The sequence below is a fragment of the Terriglobia bacterium genome (assembly GCA_036496425.1).
Taxonomy (GTDB): Bacteria; Acidobacteriota; Terriglobia; order 20CM-2-55-15; family 20CM-2-55-15; genus 20CM-2-55-15.
This window is the reverse complement of record DASXLG010000383.1, coordinates 1-4,060: the sequence shown is the minus strand read 5'-3', so window position 1 is coordinate 4,060 and position 4,060 is coordinate 1. Positions and strand designations below refer to the sequence as shown.

Annotated in this window: 2 protein-coding genes; one reads left to right on the top strand and one right to left on the bottom strand. The window is 54.3% G+C overall.

The features are described 5' to 3' along the window. Window positions 1-1,887, top strand: a 1,887-nt coding sequence (locus VGK48_28320; GenBank protein HEY2385100.1) for an arabinofuranosidase catalytic domain-containing protein, incomplete at its 5' end; no start/stop codon positions are given. A gap of 79 nt (window positions 1,888-1,966) precedes the next feature. Here VGK48_28320 and VGK48_28315 read toward each other — a convergent pair. After that, complete coding sequence (locus VGK48_28315) at window positions 1,967-3,514, bottom strand: bifunctional class I SAM-dependent methyltransferase/glycosyltransferase family 2 protein (protein ID HEY2385099.1); 1,548 nt, start codon at window positions 3,512-3,514, stop codon at window positions 1,967-1,969. Between the last annotated feature and the right edge of the window lie 546 nt (window positions 3,515-4,060).

Here is a 4,060-nt window from a genome sequence, read left to right as displayed (position 1 = left end):
GATGGCGCTGTGTACCTGACTCTAGACGATTCCAATGGATTCGGATTGGGATTGCCGGGCGGTTCTAACCAGATGCTCGGAAAGCTGATCAGCGAATCTCCGGTGTTTGGCGCCGACGTGAATTTCCTCTCATCGTACGGTATTGCCAGCGGACCTGCAGGAAGCGACAATTTGGGCGCCAAGGCTTCGGGGTTGTACTGCCACGGCGGAAACATATATATGGTCACGGAGCGCGTCGGCGCGTATGCCGAGAACGGGGCCGTCCGGCATCTGAGTGCCCAGATCATCAAATCGGCGGATCATGGTCAAAGCTGGAGCAATTTTCTGGATCCTTATGCTTACAACGTGAACGGAAGTATTACGTATCCGGCCGATGCAACCATATTTGGGTCTCATACATTATTCGGGGCCTCGGCTTTTGTTATTTACGGTGCGGATGACGGGTCAAATGGCTACCGCGTCGATAATGCCGATGTGTATGCGTACATCATTGGTAACGACGGATACTGGAACAACGGCAATGCGCTGTACCTCGCGCGGATTCCGAAGGCTAAACTTCCGAACCTGAATCCGTCCGATATCGCCTATTATGTTGGGGGCGACGGAAATTCTGACGCGGCATGGACGCCATCAATCGCGGGAATTCAGCCGATTCTGTCGGCCGATGGCCGCTTGAGCGAGCCCGCCGTTCAATATATCCCGGCACTGAACCGTTATCTCCTGTTCGAGTGGTACTACCCAAACAACATACAATCTTCTTCGGCAAACAGCGCGAACTCACAATGGATCACCTATGAAGCGCCGCACCCATGGGGGCCGTGGAAGCTGATCGATAGCCGTAACTGGCCGGCACAGGGCTACTACAACCCCGTTCCGCTGCAGCGGAGCGCCTTGAATGGAACTACCCTGACCCTGATGTCTACAGGGAATTTCAATGCAGACTGGTCTGCTTACCCGAATCTGTCGACTGCTTTCACATATCAGATGTACACATCCCCGGTCGAAATCCTCACCGACGCTTCGCCTGACCCATCGTCTCTTTCAGGTACTCCATTTTCTGGTGTTCTTGATATGCCCGGAGTTCCGCGGCCGGTTGCGGCGTACTCTCTGCGCCGACTCACCGGTAGCTACGGTGGAAGCATTGTTCGGGTGGTTCGCTGGTCAGACGGATCATCGGCCGACATTGGCTTCACGTCAGCTGGCGACCTCGACTTGACGGCTCTGATGAGTTTCTGTGCGGGTTCCACGTGTTCTGTTAGCAACTGGTACGACCAATCGGGGAACCGCGCTGATGCTGCTCAAAAGGTGCTTTCGAAGCAACCGATCGTTGTGGATTCCGGACAGTTGATAAAGGCAGGCCTGCGCGACATGCCCGCGCTCGGGTGGAAGCCGGGTACGGTCGGTTTCATCGCGCCGGCCTCAATTACCGGCCAGAAGCTCGAGGCTGTGATGCTTGCGGCACTTAGCCCCAAATCGCCGCCTTGGGCGGTAATGCTCGAGGCGTGGGATGGAACTGCGAACAGTGGGATAGCTGGCCCGAACAATGCCGATGTTCTGCTTCGGACTGCTGATTCGAATGGGGTCAGCAACATACGATACGGAGCTGAAAACGACAGTGTGACTATTCCGATGGACAAGCTAATCTGGATGGATTCGCAGTTTACGGGAGCGACAATGAATCTTTATGTCGGCACGGATGCCGTCGTTTCCAGCCCGAGCTCTGGGAATTTCGCAGCGAACGTGTTGACTATCGGTTCGGCAGACGACGGCAGTACAACTTGGGCCATGCAGGGCACTTTGTCCGAGTTACTCGTTTTTACGACGAACCTATCAGGAGATACAGGGGGTGCCCTGTATAGCAACCAACTAAATTACTATTCCTGGTAGTCTCCCGGTTTTAGCATCGCTCCCGTCACCTGTCTCGCGAAATTGGGCTAAGTAACCTGCGGCGAAAGGCTGACAGGTTCTACCTTCCCGCGCCGCGGCCGTTCTTTTTCGTAGCGCCAGGTTTCAGATGACGCATCCACCGCATCACGTCGCGCAGCGCGCGCACATAGTGTGGACCTACATCGAATAAACGGAAGGAAGAGCTTCCCATATCTCCCGTCCGATTGATCCAGGAAACTGGCACTTCCTTGATGCGATAGCCCGCTGCAATCGTCTTCAAACCTATTTCGGCATTGGCGGCGAAATGATTCTCCGTGATCTCGAGATTCTTCAAAATCTCGGCTTTATAGAGCTTCAGGTTGTTCGAGATATCGTGAAATCCGAGCCTCAGTGATCTCCTCGCCAGGAAATGAAAGAGGCGGTTGGAAACGATCTTCGTGAACGGATAATTCACCATGATCGACTCTTGGGTAAACCGGCTGCCGATTGCTCCGTCATATCCTTCTGCAACCGCGTCGAAGAGATCGCGCATTTCCGGGACAATCTGGACGAAGTCGCTATCCAGCGTAAAGATATACGCGCCGGTCGCCGCCGCATAGCCGTCTCGCAGTGCCCGTCCCACGCCGTTCGGGGGCTTTCGATTAATGACGCGCACCCGCCCGTTCTGACGGGCGATCGCATCGGCCACTTCCGCTGTCCTGTCCTTGCTGTTATCGTTGACGATTACAATTTCGTGAATGTAGTCGCTGAAGTGATTCGTCAGCGCCGTCACTAAGGGACCGATAGTCGTTTCTTCGTTGTGACAAGGCACCACAAAAGAGACAGCTTTGTGAAATTGGTTGTGCCTGGCCAGGTTAACTGCGCGGCGAACTGGTGCGCCTCCAGGCTTCCGTGCCCAAAGATAAAACGTGCCACAAAGGTCGCGTAAAATAGGTGCGTGTTCGAAAGCGAACGCGACGCTCTGCACCGCGCTGAGCGCCCGCTTGGGCAATAGCGGGTGAATAATGTCGTAAGGAACGGCTTCCACATCGCGGAACCCTTGTTGCGAGGCGCTATTGCGGAAATCGGTTTTCCGGATTCCGATCTGGCATCGCGCGTTCCCGCTCCATCGACCAATTGCCGGAAAAACGCTTTTGACCAGGACCTGCGGGTTGCGAAGATTCTGCTCAAAGAACAGGATCTGTCCACCGGGCTTAAGAAGCCGATAAAGAGCCCTCAGGTTCTCCTTGAAACGATCATGGCAAAGGATCGCCGTGCCGACCACGTAATCGAAGGATTCCTCTGGTAGCTCGTCAAGGCTTTTCACCAGGCGGCGACGTACGCTTGGGATCGCCCGCCAATCTTTGGATTCCGCAAGATCCGCGTTGAAAATCGCCGCAGTGATCTCGTTTTCGCTCTTGAACACAGCAGCCAGTTCGCGCGACCAGATTCCTCCCCCAGCGCCGATCTCCAATATGGATTCTCCCGGAAGAACGTGAAAACTATGGCGCACGGTGAGTGCGCGCCACCTCAATTTATATGGTGAACTTTGCGGATAAGACCGCCAATACTTTTCCCGCGTCCGCTCCATCTCGCGCAGATTCTGTTCGAGCGCCGTTATCGGGCTGCTATTAGGCAAATTGCACATGAAAAAATGCGAGCAAAATCACTCTTGTCGAAACCCACCCAAGGAGAAGACGTGATTCCCGACGATCAATTACCTATGACCTGCGCTCGCGCGGCGTCTGTTAGTACTTCCGGTACGGTGTTAGCGGGTAACTAAGTGCATGCTATGTTCAATGGAACATAGTATGCCATCTTTCCGTCCGGCAAACAATGTACGTCCCGCTATTCTGAGCCGAATTGATAGTTTGGCCGCGGTCCTTGAGAATTCCAGAATCTGGCCTTTCGCGATTTTCCTAGTACTTTATCTTCCCTTAACGATTTTGATCGCCAGCCGCAAGCTCATTTGGGACGACGAATTCTTCACACTATATTTATCGCGGCCCGCTAGCATCGCCGACGTCCTAAAGAGTCTTGCGACAGGTGCGGATCAGCACCCGCCCCTCTTCTATTTTCTGACCCATCAAGTCATGACGGTCTTGGGGGCCAGTCACGTCACGCTGCGACTGGTCTCCCTGTTCGGGTATGGTCTCTTTTGCATCTGCCTCTTTTTCCTCCTGCGTAGTCGGAC